This is a genomic window from Microbacterium commune (assembly GCF_014836945.1).
In the GTDB taxonomy this organism is placed as follows: domain Bacteria; phylum Actinomycetota; class Actinomycetes; order Actinomycetales; family Microbacteriaceae; genus Microbacterium; species Microbacterium commune.
In genome coordinates this window covers 179977-195836 of the sequence record NZ_JACSPX010000001.1, presented here as the reverse complement: position 1 = coordinate 195836, position 15860 = coordinate 179977, and the positions used below count along the sequence as shown (strand labels likewise).

The 15860-nt window shown below is 70.4% G+C and carries 14 protein-coding genes; 11 read left to right on the top strand and 3 right to left on the bottom strand.

Features of this window, described 5'->3' with window-relative positions:
* Window positions 1-6 precede the first annotated feature (6 nt).
* From atpD to H9633_RS00945, 7 genes are all read left to right on the top strand, one after another.
* Entirely contained in the window at window positions 7-1461 is a 1455-nt protein-coding gene (atpD, locus tag H9633_RS00975) for a F0F1 ATP synthase subunit beta (RefSeq protein WP_071642248.1), read from the top strand.
* A 2-nt stretch (window positions 1462-1463) separates the two neighbouring features.
* Window positions 1464-1724, top strand: a complete 261-nt coding sequence (locus tag H9633_RS00970; RefSeq protein WP_191711776.1) for a F0F1 ATP synthase subunit epsilon — start codon at window positions 1464-1466, stop codon at window positions 1722-1724.
* Window positions 1725-1797: 73 nt separating this feature from the next.
* Window positions 1798-2538, top strand: a complete 741-nt coding sequence (locus H9633_RS00965; protein WP_191712887.1) for a YaaA family protein — start codon at window positions 1798-1800, stop codon at window positions 2536-2538.
* A 121-nt stretch (window positions 2539-2659) separates the two neighbouring features.
* Complete coding sequence (locus H9633_RS12900) at window positions 2660-3451, top strand: hypothetical protein (RefSeq protein ID WP_071642250.1); 792 nt, start codon at window positions 2660-2662, stop codon at window positions 3449-3451.
* 119 nt (window positions 3452-3570) lie between these two features.
* Window positions 3571-4554, top strand: coding sequence for an aldo/keto reductase (locus tag H9633_RS00955; protein WP_191711775.1), 984 nt, complete (start codon window positions 3571-3573; stop codon window positions 4552-4554).
* Between the two features lie 68 nt (window positions 4555-4622).
* Window positions 4623-5474 (top strand): PP2C family protein-serine/threonine phosphatase, encoded by an 852-nt coding sequence (locus tag H9633_RS00950; protein WP_071642252.1) that lies wholly within the window; start codon window positions 4623-4625, stop codon window positions 5472-5474.
* A gap of 57 nt (window positions 5475-5531) precedes the next feature.
* Entirely contained in the window at window positions 5532-8243 is a 2712-nt protein-coding gene (locus H9633_RS00945; RefSeq protein ID WP_191711774.1) for an FtsK/SpoIIIE domain-containing protein, read from the top strand.
* Between the two features lie 13 nt (window positions 8244-8256).
* Here the strand turns inward: H9633_RS00945 and H9633_RS00940 are convergent, their stop codons facing one another.
* The gene (locus H9633_RS00940) at window positions 8257-9252 is read right to left on the bottom strand and encodes an asparaginase (RefSeq protein ID WP_071642254.1); all 996 of its coding nucleotides are present in this window, start codon (window positions 9250-9252) and stop codon (window positions 8257-8259) included.
* A gap of 40 nt (window positions 9253-9292) precedes the next feature.
* On the opposite strand from H9633_RS00940, the gene H9633_RS00935 reads away from it, so the two are divergent.
* Entirely contained in the window at window positions 9293-9781 is a 489-nt protein-coding gene (locus H9633_RS00935) for an OsmC family protein (protein WP_071642255.1), read from the top strand.
* 2 nt (window positions 9782-9783) lie between these two features.
* Here H9633_RS00935 and H9633_RS00930 read toward each other — a convergent pair whose 3' ends face one another.
* Window positions 9784-10572: a lysophospholipid acyltransferase family protein gene (locus H9633_RS00930; RefSeq protein ID WP_404802953.1), complete on the bottom strand. Its 789-nt coding sequence runs from the start codon at window positions 10570-10572 to the stop codon at window positions 9784-9786.
* Window positions 10573-10701: 129 nt separating this feature from the next.
* On the opposite strand from H9633_RS00930, the gene H9633_RS00925 reads away from it, so the two are divergent.
* Both H9633_RS00925 and H9633_RS00920 read left to right on the top strand, forming a co-directional pair.
* Window positions 10702-11649, top strand: coding sequence for an FKBP-type peptidyl-prolyl cis-trans isomerase (locus tag H9633_RS00925; RefSeq protein ID WP_191711773.1), 948 nt, complete (start codon window positions 10702-10704; stop codon window positions 11647-11649).
* A 61-nt stretch (window positions 11650-11710) separates the two neighbouring features.
* On the top strand, window positions 11711-12793 hold the full coding sequence (locus H9633_RS00920; protein WP_071642258.1) for a 1-deoxy-D-xylulose-5-phosphate reductoisomerase: 1083 nt from the start codon (window positions 11711-11713) through the stop codon (window positions 12791-12793).
* Window positions 12794-12836: 43 nt separating this feature from the next.
* Here H9633_RS00920 and H9633_RS00915 read toward each other — a convergent pair whose 3' ends face one another.
* Window positions 12837-14447 carry a Mur ligase family protein gene (locus H9633_RS00915; protein WP_191711772.1) on the bottom strand — a complete coding sequence of 537 codons (1611 nt, stop codon included), beginning with the start codon at window positions 14445-14447 and terminating at the stop codon, window positions 12837-12839.
* 88 nt (window positions 14448-14535) lie between these two features.
* Here H9633_RS00915 and H9633_RS00910 point away from each other — a divergent pair, with 88 nt between their 5' ends.
* Window positions 14536-15849, top strand: coding sequence for a M50 family metallopeptidase (locus H9633_RS00910; protein WP_191711771.1), 1314 nt, complete (start codon window positions 14536-14538; stop codon window positions 15847-15849).
* The last annotated feature ends 11 nt before the right edge of the window (window positions 15850-15860 follow it).

Sequence of the window (15860 nt, the reverse complement as noted above, 5' to 3'; positions counted from 1 at the left end):
CGAGAAATGACCACCACCGCCATGGCTGAGCAGCCGGCGACCGCGGTCGTCGGACGCGTCGCACGCGTCAACGGTCCGGTTGTCGACATCGAGTTCCCGCACGACTCGATTCCCGACATCTACAACGCCCTCAAGACCACCATCACGATCGGCGAGGACTCCACCGAGATCACGCTCGAGGTCGCACAGCACCTCGGCGACGACCTCGTCCGCGCGATCGCTCTGAAGCCCACGGACGGCATCGTCCGCGGGCAGGAGGTCCGCGACACCGGTGAGGCCATCTCGGTCCCCGTCGGCGACGTGACCAAGGGCAAGGTCTTCAACGTGATCGGCGAGGTCCTCAACGCCGAGCCCGGCGAGACCATCGAGGTCACCGAGCGCTGGCCGATCCACCGCAAGGCGCCGAACTTCGACCAGCTCGAGTCGAAGACCACCATGTTCGAGACCGGCATCAAGTCGATCGACCTCCTCACCCCCTACGTGCAGGGTGGAAAGATCGGTCTGTTCGGTGGCGCGGGTGTCGGCAAGACCGTGCTCATCCAGGAGATGATCCAGCGCGTGGCGCAGGACCACGGTGGTGTGTCGGTGTTCGCCGGTGTCGGCGAGCGCACCCGTGAGGGCAACGACCTCATCCACGAGATGGAGGAGGCCGGCGTCTTCGACAAGACCGCGCTCGTCTTCGGCCAGATGGACGAGCCGCCGGGGACCCGTCTGCGCGTCGCGCTGTCGGCTCTGACGATGGCGGAGTACTTCCGTGACGTGCAGAAGCAGGACGTGCTGCTCTTCATCGACAACATCTTCCGCTTCACCCAGGCAGGCTCCGAGGTTTCCACGCTGCTGGGCCGCATGCCCTCCGCCGTGGGCTACCAGCCGAACCTCGCCGACGAGATGGGCCTCCTCCAGGAGCGCATCACCTCGACGCGTGGTCACTCGATCACCTCGCTGCAGGCGATCTACGTGCCGGCCGACGACTACACCGACCCGGCTCCCGCGACGACGTTCGCGCACCTGGACGCCACGACCGAGCTCTCGCGAGAGATCGCGTCGAAGGGTCTGTACCCGGCCATCGACCCGCTGACCTCGACGTCGCGCATCATGGACCCGCGCTACCTGGGCGAGGACCACTACCGTGTGGCGACGACGGTCAAGCAGATCCTGCAGAAGAACAAGGAGCTGCAGGAGATCATCGCGATCCTCGGTGTCGACGAGCTCTCCGAAGAGGACAAGATCGTCGTGTCGCGCGCACGTCGCATCCAGCAGTTCCTCTCGCAGAACACCTACATGGCGAAGAAGTTCACCGGTGTCGAGGGATCGACCGTCCCGCTCAAGGAGACCATCGAGTCCTTCGATGCGATCACCCGCGGTGACTTCGACCACGTCGCTGAGCAGGCGTTCTTCAACGTCGGCGGCATCTCCGACGTCGAAGAGGCATGGGCGAAGATCCAGAAGGAGAACGCCTGACCATGGCGCTGCACGTGAGTCTCGTCTCCGCTGACGCGGAGGTCTGGACGGGAGAGGCGTCGCTCGTCGTCGCCAAGACCGTCGAGGGCGAGATCGGCATCATGTCCGGTCACGAGCCGGTGCTGGCCATCCTCGCCCAGGGCGAGGTCCGCATCACTCAGATCGACGGCAGCAAGGTGCTCGCGAACGCGCAGGACGGCTTCCTTTCGATGGAGGGCGACACGCTCACCATCGTGGCCGGCAACGCCGCACTGATCGCCTGACAGCAAGACCACCGGCGTCCGCTCCGGATCGTGCCCTGCACGACCCGGAGCGGACGCTTCGTCTGTGGAGACCATGAAGATCCTCCTGCCCCCGTCCGAGACCAAACGCCAGGGTGGCGTCGGCGGCCCGATGCGCCTCGCCGACCTCGCGCTGCCGGCTCTGACCGCCCAGCGCACCGAGGTCATCGACGCTCTGGTCGCTCTCTGCGCCGACGAGTCCACCGCGCGTCGCGTATTGAAGCTCAGCGAGCGTCAGGCCGGTGACATCGTGCACAACCGGATGCTGCAGACGGCCCCCACGATGGCCGCCGTCGACCGCTACACGGGCGTGCTCTACGACGCTCTCGACGCCGCGTCCCTCGACCCGTCGGCGCGCCGGTGGCTCGGAGCGCACGTGCTGATCCACTCGGCGCCGTTCGGCCCGGTCGGCGCGCTCGACGAGATCCCGGTGTACCGCCTGGCCGCCGGCACCTCGCTGCCCGGCATCCCCCCGCTGCGCCGACACTGGGCCGCGGCGACGTCCGCCGCTCTGGCGGACGCCGACTTCGTGCTCGACCTGCGCAGCGAGTCCTACGTGGCGCTCGGGCCGGTGGCCGGCGTCGTGCCCTCGGCGTACGTGCGCGTGGTCACCGACATAGGCCGCGCCCTGAACCACTTCAACAAGAAGTCCAAGGGCCTGCTCGTGCGCGCCCTCGCCACGACGCGCCCGAGGCCCCGCTCCGTCCGCGCGCTGCTGGGTTGGGCGCAGGAGAACGACATCCCGCTGCGCGAGAGCCCGGATGCCGGGGTTCTGGAGCTCGTGGTCGACGGCTGAGGCCTGAGACGGCGCCGTGTCTCATTGCCCGTGATCGCGCCGCTTCGCTAGCATGGCCGGAGCACGAGATCCGCACGGGGAAGCGACACCGCTTCCTCTCGACGAGAGAAGTGGTTCACTCATGGGATATGGCGACTACGGCGACTACGGCGCCATCGCTGCGATCGTCGGCCTGCTGACGGTGCTGCTGCTGATCGTCGGGCCGATCATGTACGTCATCTCGTCGATCTTCATGATGAAGATCTTCGACAAGGCCGGTGTCGTCGGCAAATGGCGCGCCTGGGTACCGGTCTACCGGGAGATGATCTTCTTCAAGCTCGGCGACATGAGCCCGTGGCTCGTGCTGTACGCGCTGGGCGCGACGATCCTGCTGTCGTGGACCGGTATCGGCGGCATCTTCGGTCTGGTCTTCACCGCGCTGTTCGCGATGGCCGGCTGGCGCGTCGGGCTCAAGCTGCAGAAGGAGGCGGCCTGGGTCATCCTCTTCGTGCTGCTCAACATCGTCTGGATGGGCATCGCCGCGTTCGACCGCTCGCGCTGGAACCCGAACATCGCCCCCGCTCCGTGGGCCGGCAACGGCTTCCTCGGTGACAACACCGTGTGGGACGGCATCCCCGTGCAGCCCGGCCAGAACGCCGCCCCCGCCGGCTACGGCGCACCGCAGGGCTACGCCCCGCCGGCACAGCCCGGCTACGCGCCTCCGGCCCAGCCCGGTTACGGACAGCCGGCACAGCCCGGTTACGGCGCTCCGCTCAACCCTGCAGCACCGGTTCCGCCGGCGCCGGGCGCACCGGTTCCGCCTCCGGCCGCGCCGCCGGCACCTCCTGCTCCGCCGTCCGCGCCTCCGGCCGCACCGCCCGCTCCTCCCGCGCCGCCGGCAGCGCCTGAGGACCCGACGCAGCCGCGACCCTGAGCTGAACACGAGGAAGCCCCCGACGAGGTCGGGGGCTTCCTCGTGTCTTCATGCCGAAACAGGGTGGTCGGCGCGCCCGGCCGGTCCGAGCAGCGCCGACGCCCCGATAGTGTGGATGCATGGTCACCTCGCAGCGTCGCGTCGGCGCATCCGGACTCGTCGTCTCCGCAGCCGGTCTCGGCTGCAACAACTTCGGGCGTGCGGGAACAGTGACCGAGACGCTCGACGGCACTCGGGTCGTGATCGACGCGGCACTCGCGAACGGCGTGTTCTTCTTCGACACCGCTGACATGTACGGCGCCGACGCGGGCCGCAGCGAGGAGCTGATGGGCGAGGTGCTCGAGGGCCGCCGCGACCGCGTGGTGCTGGCGACCAAGTTCGGTCACGAGCGGGACATGGGGTACGACTTCCCCGGGGGTCGCGGATCGCGCCGCTACGTGCGTCACGCCGTCGAGCATTCCCTGCGCCGTCTGCGCACCGACTGGATCGACCTCTACCAGCTGCACCTGCCCGACCCGCAGACCCCGATCGCCGAGACCATCGATGCGCTCGACGAGCTCGTCGACGAGGGGAAGATCCGCTACTACGGGCACTCCAACTTCACCGGGTGGCAGATCGCCGAGGCCGAGCTGACCGCCCGCGCCCGCTCCACGGGGCGATTCATCTCCGCTCAGAATCACTATTCGCTGCTGGCGCGTGCGTCCGAGCGTGAAGTGCTGCCCGCGGTCGAGCGCTACGGCCTCGGCTTCTTCCCGTTCTTCCCGCTGAAGAACGGACTGCTCACCGGCAAGTTCACCCGCGAGGGCGGTCCCACCGGCAGCCGCATCATGCAGACGCGTCAGCACATCTGGTCCGACGCGCCCTGGGATGCACTCGAGCAGTACCAGGCGTTCTGCGATCAGCGCGATATCACGATGCTCCAGGCGACCTTCGGCTGGCTGCTGGCGCAGCCCGGCGTCTCCAGCGTGATCGCCGGCGCCACCACGCCCGAGCAGGTCGAGGCGAACGCCGCAGCCGCAGACGCGTGGACTCCCACGGCAGCGGACCTCGCGGAGATCGACGCCCTGTTCCCGCTGATCGACGACCCTGCCGACCGGATGTGACGGCACGACTACGATGAAGACGAATCCCGCGGCTGTTCAGTCGCCCAGCCGCCCGATGGAGAGCCCACGTGCCTGAGACCACGACGCAGACCTTCCGCGTCAGCGATGACCTCGAGCTCACCTGGGCGGGTGTGACCGATCGCGGCCGACGCCGGGAGAACAACCAGGACTCGTTCCTCGCCAAGTACCCGCTGTTCATCGTCGCCGACGGCATGGGCGGACACGCGGGCGGCGAGATCGCCAGCCAGGCGACCGTCGACCGGCTCTCCGACATGGTCGACGCCGGACAGATCGACGACGAGCGGATCGTGGCTGCGCTGCAGCTGGCCGTGGACGACATCCACCAGCATCCCGAGACGACCGACGAGGGGACGGGGACGACGCTGACCGGCGTGTACCTCGATCGCCATGACGACGGCTGGCGCTGGATCTCGCTCAACATCGGCGACTCACGGGTCTATCTGGAGCGGGACGGTCGCCTGATCCAGGTCACGACCGACCACTCCGTGGTGCAGGAGCTCATCGCATCCGGCAAGATCAGCCCGGAAGAGGCGGACGCCCACCCCTACAGCAACGTGATCACCCGCGCGGTGGGGGCGAACGAGCTCGTCTCACCCGACTACGTCGCCATCGACGTCGTCGACGGCGACCGGTTCATCATCTGCTCCGACGGTCTCACCAAAGAGCTCACCGACTACGGCATCCTGCACTTCCTTCGCGAGAACGCCGAGCCCGCTGACGCGGTGAACGCGATGGTCGATGCGGCGCTGGAGAACGGCGGACGCGACAACGTCACGCTGATCGTGCTCAACGTGCGCTTCACCGGCGGCCGGGGCGGCGCCGCCGACGACGTGGCCACCGCGGAGCGGCCCGCTGTCGGCGGCGATTCATCCTCCACAGAACCCGCGATCGAGGGGTGAGCCGGCCGGCCTGTGGACAGGCCGGATCCGCGGGTCACGATGGGCTGAGATGGGTGGATGGATGCCACCACCATCGTCCTGCCCGCATCTGCCGCGCAGCCGACGCGACCGCCGCTGCCGCTGCTCGCCGCGATCGTCCCCGTCGTCGCGGGAGTGGTGCTGTGGCTGATCACGGACTCCCTGTTCGCGCTGTGCTTCGCGGCCCTCGGCCCGCTGATGCTGCTCGCGTCGTTCTTCGACGGCATGCGATCGCGGCGCCGAGCACGTCGCCGGGCGGAGGGGGAGACCGACGCCGCGTGGCAGCGCGCCGAGGACGAGCTCGTGCGCCTGCACGGCCAGGAGCACCGGATGCTCTGGCATCGTTCACCCGATGCGGCGGGCTGTCTGCTCGACCCGCCGTTGCGAGGCCGCACGCCGCTGAGCGCCGCCACCGACCTGGTGATCGGGCGGGGCCGCACGCGCAGTCGGGTCCGCGCTTCGGGCGGTGACGACGATCGATCCCGTGCCTTCCGCGAGCGCGCCGAGAACCTCGACGATGCTCCGATCGTCGTCGAGCTCGGCGGCGGCGTGTGCGTGCGGGCGGCTCGTCCGGTCGCGAGCGCCGTCGTCAGGGCTCTCGTCGCACAGCTGTGTCTGAGGTTCGGGCCGTCGGAGCTGAGCCTGCACGGCCGCGGTGTCGCGGAGTGGGGCCTGGAGCAGTTTCCGCACGCCGACCGTCGCGGCGCCCGCTTCCGGCTGCGGATCGGCGACGGGGCCGATCCCGCCGACGCCGTGATCTGCGTGCGGACGCCGGGGGAGGAGCCAGCGGAGGGCGTCACGACCGTGCTGGAGTGCGTGGCACCGGCACGGGCGGTCGCGCGCACCCCGGAGGGGCTGCGAGACATCTCCCTGGAGGCGGTGTCGACCCGGCAGATCGTCTGCATCGCCGCGGCGGTGGCCAGCAGATCGGAGGACACCGCGCAGGTTCCGGACGCCGTCGCGCTCAGTGAGCTCCAGACGGCGGAGGGCGGTGACGGCCGACTCGCCGCACGCTTCGGGCGAGGGGAGCAGGGCGATGTGCTCGTCGATCTGGTCGACGACGGTCCGCACGCGATCGTCACGGGCATGACGGGCACGGGAAAGAGCGAGCTTCTGACCAGCTGGGTGGTGGCGATCGCCGCCGCGCATGCGCCGGAGGAGGTGACGTTCGTGCTGATCGACTTCAAGGGAGGCACGGCGTTCGACCCGCTGCGCTCGCTGCCCCATGTCGTCGCGGTCGTCACCGACCTCGATGCGGCCGGTGCGCGACGTGGGGTCGGCAGTCTCAGCGCCGAGCTGCGGCGCCGGGAGGCGGCTCTGGCCGCAGCGGGCGCGCGCGACGTCACCGGTTCCCCCTCGCTCGCTCGGCTCGTGATCGTCGTCGACGAGTTCGCCGCCCTCGTGCAGGAGCACCCCGACCTGGCGCAGATCTTCACCGATATCGCCGCGCGCGGACGGGCGCTGGGGATGCATCTCGTTCTCGGCACGCAGCGTGCGGGCGGTGTGATCCGGGATGCCCTGGCGGCGAACTGCCCGCTGCGGCTGAGCCTGCGCGTGGCGGAGGCGGCCGACAGTCGCCTGGTGATCGGCTCGGAGGTCGCGGCGGCGCTCCCGGGAGGATCGGCGTCGCGCGGCCTGGTGTACGTGCGTCGGCCCGAGGACGTCGAGCCGCATGCCGTGCGCGTCGCGCTGACCTCCCCGCACGATGTGGCGGCGGTGACGCGCCGGTGGGAGGGGGCGCAGACCCCGGCCAGTCCGTGGCTGCCCCCGCTGCCCCGCGTGATCGACCTGCCCTCCGGCAGCGGCGCACCCGAGGCCGGTGTGATCGTGCTCGGCCGAGCCGATGAGCCGGATCAGCAGAGGCAGCCCTGGGTGCATCTCGCGCGCGGCGACGGGCTCGGCGTGATCGGCGGCCCGGGGGCGGGCAAGAGCACGCTGATCCGCATTGTGCATGCTCAGATCCCGGATGCGGTCGTCATCCCGAACGACGTCGAGGAGGCGTGGGATGCTGTGGCGGAGCTCGCGACCGGTCGGCACGGGATGGTCCTCTGCGATGATCTCGACGTGCTGCTCGCGCAGTACCCGGCTGAGCACGCGCAGCTCTTCCTGAGCCGGTGGGAGCGCATCGTCCGCTCCCCGGCCGGCGTCGTGATCACCTCGTCACGGGCGACGGGTCCGGTCGGGCGGCTGCTCGACGGGCTCTCGCACCGCGCGCTGCTGAGGCTGAGCAGCAGGGTGGAGCACATCTCCGCCGGCGGCGAGTCCGCGGCGTTCGACCCGCACCGGCCGCCCGGCCGCGGCGTGGTGGACGGTCGCGACGTGCAGATCTGCTGGACCGATCCGGTCGCGCCGGGCAGCGGGCGTCGGGGGAGCGCGGATGCGCGCGGCATCGCACGCTGGCGGCCCGTGCGCACTCCCGCGGGCGTGGTGACGACAGCGGTCGACGAGACCCGCACGACGCTCGCCGCCGCGGTCCCGGGATGCCGGGTGACGACCCTCGCCGAGAACGGGCCGACCCCCGCCGAGGACGCGCCGGTCGTGATCGTCGGCGACCCGGAGCAGTGGCGTGCTCAGTGGTCGCTGCTGCAGGGCATCCGCAGCGCGGGCGAGCTCGTCGTCGCGGCGGAATGCGCGACGGAACTGCGCCAGCTCGCGGGGGTGCGCGACACCCCGCCGTACGCGCGGCTGCACGAGGGCCGGGCGTGGGTGGTGCCAGCCGGAGGGCGACCGCGACGAGTGCGGCTGACCTGAGCCAGCGGCTGGATCAGATACCGGAACCCGGACGGATCATGCCGACCGGCTGACCGCCGCCGAGCACATCGAGGGGGAGGGCCGATGCGAGCGCCGCGACGTCGGCCTCGCCGAGCGCGCCGGCCCTGGCGAGCAGCGTGGCGGCGACGATCGCCGAGGCGCGGCTGCTGCCGTCGAGTGTCTTGATCGCCACGGTCGTGTTGTCCGGGGCGACCATGACCATCACACCCTCGGCGCCGTGCTTGGCGAACACGCCGAGCGTCTCGATGGCGATGGTGTCGGGTTCGCCGGGCCCCGCGATCGTCCACGGGTTCTCCCGAACGGCGCGCACGAGCGCACCGGCGACACGGTGCAGGGCGAACGGAGAGCGCTCCGAGGCCGAGCCGATCCGATGGATCGCGCGTGCGAGGCCCAGCAGGGTGATGGCGTGCACCGGCGCGCCGCAACCGTCGATCGACGTATGCGCGATCTTCTCTCCGGCGAGGCGCTCCACCACATCCCGGATGTGCACCTGCAGCGGGTGCGCGGTGTCGAGGTATCCCTCGGTCGGCCAGCCGGTCGCGACGCAGGCGCGGAGCATGAGGGCGTGCTTGCCCGAGCAGTTCATCCGCACGCGTGCCTGATCGGCGTGATCGCGGATCATGTCGCGGCGCGCCGTCGAGTCGGACGGCCACGCGGCAGGGCAGCCCAGGTCGTCCTCATTGAGGCCGCCTGCGGCGAGCATCTCGCGCACGACCTCGACATGCCGATCAGTGCCGCTGTGGCTGGCCGTGCCGAGCGCGAGCTGCTCGCCCTCCAGGCTCGCGCCGGCTGTCACACTGGCGATCGCCTGCAGCGGCTTCAGGCTGGAGCGCGGCAGGATCAGCGCTTCGGCGTTGCCGTGCTGAGCGATGACCTCCCCGTCGGGGGAGAGCACGACGGCGGCGCCCGCATGGCGGGACTCCACGAAGCCGTTGCGCTCCACGATCGCGAGTTCGACGGCGTCAGCGATGGTGAGAGTCTCGAGCACCAGACAAGCCTAATGCGCTGCACGGTGGCAGACTGGCGCGATGGCCCCCCTCGGCGAACACCACTACGCGCTCACGACCACCTGGACCGGGAACCGCGGCACCGGCACGAGCGGCTATCGCGACTACGCACGTGACGTCACGATCGGCATCCAGGGCAAACCCGACCTGCAGGCATCGGCCGACAAGCCGTTCCGCGGCGACCCGTCGCGCTGGAATCCGGAGGATCTGCTTCTGGCGGCCCTGTCGGAATGCCACCTGCTGTCGTACCTGCACGCGTGCGTCACCGCCGGGGTCGTCGTGACCGAGTACCGCGACGAGGCCACCGGGGTGATGCGCGAGGACGGACGAGGCGGCGGCGCGTTCGCCGAGGTGACGCTGCGTCCTCACGTGCGCGTCGCCGACGAGTCGATGCTCGACGCCGCACGCGAGGCGCACCGCATCGCCCACGAATGGTGCTTCATCGCGAACTCCGTGAACTTCCCGGTGCACCACGACGCCACCGTCGAGGTGGCATCAGAGCGCGGCTGAGCTCAGCGGCGCTCGTGCGGAAGCGCCTGCTTGATCTTCTCGATGGGTGTCTGCGCCGGCGGCTCGTTGTACACGCCGGCGAGCTCCTGTCCGCTCAGCGCGTGGATGGCGGCCATGATCTCGTCGGTGGCGAGGCGGCGAGCTCTGCCACTCGTCGCGGGACCGTGCCTGGACACGTCGATCGGGGTGCCGAAGCGCACCGTGACGCGCTCGCTGAGCGAGGGCATCTTCGCCCCCCTCGGCATCATCCTGTCCGTGCCGATCAGGCCCACCGGGACGACCGGAGCCCCCGTCTGCAGGGCGAGGAAGGCGACACCCGTGCGGCCCTTGTACAGTCGGCCGTCCGTCGAGCGGGTCCCCTCGGGGTACAGCGCGACGGCCAGACCGTCGTCGAGCAGCTGCCGCTGCTGGTCCAGCGCGTCGAGAGCGGCCTGGCCGGCACCCCGGCGCACGGGGATCGCTCCGACCGAGGTGAAGAAGTCGCGCGAGATGGCGCCCTTGATCCCGGTGCCCTCGAAGTAGCTCGACTTCGCGAGGAAGTGCACCGGCCGCGGAGCCGCGATCGGGATCGCCATCGAGTCGATGAACGACAGGTGATTGCTGGCGAGGATCACCGCACCGGTGAGCGGCACGTTCTCGCGACCCTCGATGCGAGGCCGATAGACCACCCGCGCCACGGACGCCGCGACCATCCGCCCGACCTTGTACTTGAACCCGGCGTGGCGAGGCGACGGGTGCCCCGGCGTCTCCGGCTCGGGGTCCGCGGGGGTGACCGACTGCTCAGAACTCACCGGAAGAGCTTATCTTCCGGTGCATGCCTGCCGCGGAATGACGCGGCGTCCGGTTCTGCACTCAGCGGCGGCAAAGCCGGGTGCGTCAGGATGGGACCTTCACCGTTCTGCGAACCCGAAGGTCCCATCTTGCGTCTGCGCCCCCTCGCCCTTGCCTCCACCGTGGCCGTCACCGCGCTCCTGCTCGCCGGATGCTCCGGCGCTCAGGACACGTCGGATGCGTCCGACTCGAAGGGCAGCGCCGACGCGTGCGAGCAGGTCGCCGCTCCCGGTGCGCTCACCGACAGTGTCGACGTGAGCGGTGACTTCGGTGAGCCGGCCAAGATCACCGTCGCGAAGGATCAGAAGGTCGACGAGGTGCAGCGCACCGTCGTCACCGAGGGCACGGGCGAGAAGGTCGAGGAGGGCGACTACATCGCCTACGCGATGAGCGCCTTCGACTCCAAGACGGGGGAGCACCTCGGCGATCTCGGGTACGCCGAGGGGGAGCTGCTGCCGCAGGACGCGCTGGCGAATCAGGCGCTCGCGGAGGCGATCGGCTGCGCCCCGATCGGCACGCGCGTCGCATTCGCGCTGCCCGCCTCCGACGGCGCGGACTCGCAGCTGTACATCATCGACGTGCTCGACAAGGTGCCCACCGCGGCGTGGGGCGAGAAGCAGGAGCCGGTCGATGGGATGCCTGTCGTCACGCTCGCCAAGGACGGCGAACCCGCCGTCGAGGTGCCGTCCGCAGACGCTCCCGCCGAGCTCGAGATCTCGGTGCTGAAGCAGGGTGACGGGCCCGCCGTCGCCGACGGCGACACCACGCTGCTGCAGTACTACGGCGTCGACTGGGAGAGCGGCGAGAGCTTCGACTCGTCCTGGTCGAAGGGGGCTCCGTACGCAGCCCCGGGAAACACCTACGTGCCCGGCTTCGTGCAGGCGCTCGCCGGTCAGAAGGTGGGCTCGCAGGTTCTCGTGGTCATCCCGCCGGAGCTCGCCTACGGCGAGGACCCCGAGGGCCACGAGCTCGGCGGCAAGACCCTCGTCTTCGTCATCGACATCCTCGCGACGCAGCACGCACCAGCCGCGCAGTGATGCGCTGAACGAGAGGGCGGCGATCCGACGGGGTCGCCGCCCTCTCGCATAGGCTGGCGGCATGCGTCGCGTCATCGTCCTCGGCTCCACAGGCTCCATCGGCACCCAGGCGCTGGACGTGATCCGCGCCAATCCGCGTCGCTTCGAGCTGGTGGGGATCGCCGCGGGCAGCAACGCCGAGCTGGTCGCCGAGCAGGCCGCGCAGTTCCACCTCGAGCACACCGCTCTCGGCGCCGTCGAGGCGGAGCAGCTGGTGCGTGACGTCGACGCCGATGTGGTGCTCAACGCCATCACCGGCTCGATCGGGCTCGGCTCGACGCTCGCCGCCCTCGGGGCGGGGCGCACGCTGGCATTGGCGAACAAGGAGTCCTTGATCGTCGGCGGCGAGCTGGTGCGTGCGGCGGCGGCTCCCGGCCAGATCGTTCCGGTCGACTCGGAGCATTCCGCGTTGGCCCAGGCGCTGCGCGCCGGCACACGCGCCGAAGTCAGAAGGCTCGTCGTCACCGCATCCGGCGGGCCGTTCCGTGGCCGCTCTCGTGCCGAGCTGGCCGACGTCACCCCGGCGCAGGCGCTCGCGCACCCCACCTGGGACATGGGCCGGATGGTCACCACCAACTCGGCCACGCTGGTCAACAAGGGCCTGGAGGTCATCGAGGCGCACCTGCTGTTCGACGTGCCCTACGACGACATCGAGGTGGTCGTGCACCCGCAGTCGGTCGTGCACTCGATGGTCGAGTTCGTCGACGGCTCCACCATCGCCCAGGCGTCACCGCCGGACATGCGGCTGCCCATCTCGCTCGGCCTGGACTGGCCGCACCGGGTCGGCGGCGTGGGCCGACCGCTCGACTGGCGCACGGCGACCAGCTGGACCTTCGAGCCGCTCGACGACGAGGCGTTCCCCGCCGTCGCGCTCGCCAAGGCGGTCGGTCGTGCCGGCAGCACGTTCCCCGCGGTGTACAACGCCGCGAACGAGCAGGCCGTGCATGCCTTCCACGACGGCCGGCTGACGTTCCTCGGCATCGTCGACACCGTGCAGCGCGTCGTCGACGCGCACGACGCCCCGGAGGAGCTGACGCTCGAGGCGCTCGCCGAGGCCGAGACCTGGGCACGTGCGAAGGCGGATGCGCTGATCGCGGCCTCCTGACCGGCCCTGCGGGTGCCAGGCCCGCGCGACCGGTGCCCGCGCCTCAGTCGGTGTAGGGGACGGGCCAGTGCGATTCGGGAGCAGGCCATCCGGCGGCGATGAGCGCCCGGCGGGCCAGCTCACGGGCCGAGTACGGCGTGCGCACTCCGCGGATGTCGCGGTAGTCCTGGTGCCCCGGCCCCGCCCAAAGGATGGCATCCCCTTCGCCGACCAGCCCGACCGCGGTCACGATCGCGTCCTCCGGCGGCGACACCTCGTGGATCTTGGCGTCCGGCCGTGCGCGACGGGCCCCCTCGACGAGGGTGGCGCGGATCGACGCCGGGTCCTCGAACCGGGGGTGGTGGTCGGTGATCACGAGGATGTCGCTGCCCTCCACGGCGGTGCGGGCCATGTCGAAGCGCTTGGTGGCATCGCGGTCGCCATCGGCGCCGAACAGCATCAGCACCTTCCCCGGGGTGACCCGACGAACCGCGGCCAGGGTCTTCTCGAAGGCGTCGGGGGAGTGTCCGAAGTCGACGTAGACGGCGGGGCCGGTCTCGCCCGAGATGAACTGGGTGCGTCCGGGCAGGTGCGCGACGATGTGACCGTCGCGGTCGAGAGCATCGGCGATGCGGTCCCACTCGTACCCGCCCTCGAGCAGCATGACGATCGCGAGCCCCGCGTTGGCCGCCATGTGCGGTCCGATCACGGGAACGACGCTCGACAGAGTGCGCCCCGCAGGACCGGTGAGCGTGAATGCGGTGCCGCTGGGGCGCTCGTCATCGATCGAGACGACCCAGTCCGCACGCGCGGCGGCCTCGGGGTCGGCGGCGATCGCCGGCGTGCCGACGGTGACGACCGGCACGGTGGCGCGCTCGACGACGATGGCGCCGGACGACGAGTCCACGCTCACGACGGCGCGGCGCGACCGCTCCGGGGTGAACAGCGGGAGCTTGGCCTCGAAGTACTCCTCCATGTCGGCGTAGTCGTCGAGATGGTCGTGCGAGAGATTGGTGAACCCGGCGACGTCGAACATGATGCCGTCCACGCGGTGCCGTGACAGGGCCTGCGCGCTGACCTCGACCGCGACCGCCTCGACCTTCCGCTCGCGCATCAGGGCGAGCAGGGCATGCATCTCGGATGCCTCCGGTGTGGTCAGACGCGAGACGATCACCTCACCGGCGATGTGCCGCTCTGCCGTCGACGACAGACCCGACACGACCCCGATCTGATCGAGCAGGCCCTGCAGCAGGTGCGACACGCTCGTCTTGCCGTTGGTGCCCGTGGTGCCGAACAGCAGCGGCAGCGGGTCGCCCGCGCCGGTGCCGTACACCCACGCGCTCAGGGCGCCGAGCACCCCGCGCGGGTCGTCCACCACGATGATCGGCAGACCCGCAGATCCGGCGATCCCGGCCCCTGCCTCGTCTGTGATGATCGCGACCGCGCCCTTCTCCGCCGCGGTCTGCACGAACTCGGCGCCGTGCCGGTTGACGCCCTGGATGGCGACGAACGCCTCTCCTGCGCGCAGGTCGGCGGTCGCGAGCGTGATGCCGCTCAGCTGCACGTCGGCGATGTCACCGCGGACGTCTCGGGCGAAGCGTTCGGCCAGCTCTGCCAGGGCACGACGGGGTGGGTCGGCCGGACGGAGCACAGGGGGCAGCGATGTCGTGGTCATATCCCGTCCATGATCTCACGCGGCCCAGCCGCTCCCGGTGCGGACGGGGATCCAGGGGATTCCTCAGAGCTGCCACTACCGTGGACGGGTGGAGATCCTGCTGTACCTGGGCGGCGTCGTGTTCATGCTGATCGGCCTCGGCCTCTCGATCGGACTGCACGAGGTCGGGCATCTGCTGCCCGCGAAGCTGTTCGGCGTGCGCGTCGGGCAGTACATGATCGGCTTCGGACCGCGGCTGTGGTCGAAGCGGATCGGCGAGACGGAGTACGGATTCAAGGCGCTGCCGCTCGGCGGCTTCATCTCGATGTCGGGCATGTACCCGCCGTCGACGAAGAGCGCGCCGGCTCGTGGTCTGTTCGCCTCTCTCGTGCAGGATGCCCGCAGCGCCAACGACGAGACGATCGCCGACGGCGACGAGGATCGGGTGTTCTATCGCCTGCCGGTCTGGAAGCGCGTGATCATCATGCTGGGCGGCCCGGCGATGAACTTCGTGCTCGCCATCGCGATCTTCACGATCATGGCATCCGGAATCGGCATCCAGCAGGCGAGCACGACCGTCGCCTCCGTGACCGAATGCGTTCTGCCCGCCGGCACGACGCAGCAGAGCTGCGCGAGTGACGACCCGGCCGCGCCCGCCGCCGAGGCGGGTGTGCGGGCCGGCGACGTGCTCATCAGCGTCGGCGGCGAACGGGTGCGGACGTTCGCCGAGGCCTCCGCGATCATCCAGCGCTCGCCGGGCGAGCAGCTGGACGTCGTCGTCGAGCGCGCCGGCGAGCGGGTGGATCTGACGCTCACACCGGTCGCTGCGGAGCGCGGGCAGGTGGATGCCGAGGGGCGCCCGGTGCTCGACGATCAGGGTGAGCCGATCACCCGAACGGTGGGATACGCGGGGATCTTCGCGCAGAGCGAGTACGTGCCGCAGCCGCTCGCCACGGGTCCGGAGCTGGCGATCCAGCAGACCGGCGCTGTCGCGTCACTCGTGGTCAACCTGCCCGCGAAGCTGTGGAACGTCGGAGCCTCGCTGGTGACCGGCGCCGAGCGCGACCCGAACGGGCCCCTCAGCGTGGTCGGCGTGGGTCGTCTGGCCGGCGAGGTGGCGGCGACCGACGCTCCCGTGCTGAACCGCCTGGTCGTGCTGATGAATCTGCTCGCGGCGCTGAACATCGCGCTGTTCGTGTTCAACCTGATCCCGCTGCTGCCGCTCGACGGCGGGCACGTCGTCGTCGCCCTCTGGGAGGGCGTGAAGCGGGCGTGGGCGAGGATCACGCGGCGCCCCGCTCCGAAGCCCGTCGATGCGACCCGGCTGGTTCCGGTGACCGTCGTCGTGGCGGTGCTGCTGATCGGCATGGGCGCTCTGCTGATCGTCGCCGACCTCGTCAAGCCGATGAGCCTGCTGGGCTGACACCGAGCCGG